At 60.3% G+C, this 549-nt stretch carries 1 protein-coding gene; it reads right to left on the bottom strand.

What is annotated here, in order from left to right:
• The coding region (locus D7X94_RS18035) for a hypothetical protein (protein WP_147401782.1) at positions 1–472 on the bottom strand (472 nt) is incomplete at its 3' end.
• Positions 473–549 lie beyond the last annotated feature (77 nt).

Below are 549 nucleotides of genomic sequence, written 5' to 3' on the forward strand. Positions count from 1 at the left end.
CGCGGAAGTCGGCGGGCATGTGCAGCTTCACGGTCCAGGCTTTGTCCATGCCGGCGATGGGAGCTACTTCGATACGCTCGTCGTCCTCAGCCAGCTCAACGTTCTTGCCATAGCACACGTTGTACAGGCTGGTGGCTCCGATGGCGCCGATGTAGGCAGCGTCAGCGGGATCGATCACGCCAGCGTTGAACGCGGTGCCGGTAGCATCGAGATTCGGCCAGCCCTGGTTCACAACAGGAGTGGCAGTCTCATCCAGCTTCACGTTGTTGCCGTAAGCGGTGGTCTCGTTCATGATGGCGTTGGTGACCGTGTGGCCGCCGTATACCAGATCATCGTCCGCGCCGGTGGTGGCCAGAGCGTCGTCAAAGTTCAGCTCGGCATCGTCGCTCTTCACGTCCGGATCATCCTCGGAGGGAGCCTCGGACAGGGAGATGGAGTAGCCGTCGAACTGACCGTCACGGCCGTTCTTCACGGCGAAGTACAGAATGTCAGTGTTAATGCCAGCGCCCGGCTTGGTGCCGTTCTCGGCATAGGAGAAGTTCTTCTCAT

This window comes from Acutalibacter sp. 1XD8-33, assembly GCF_003612555.1.
Taxonomy (GTDB): domain Bacteria; phylum Bacillota; class Clostridia; order Oscillospirales; family Acutalibacteraceae; genus Acutalibacter.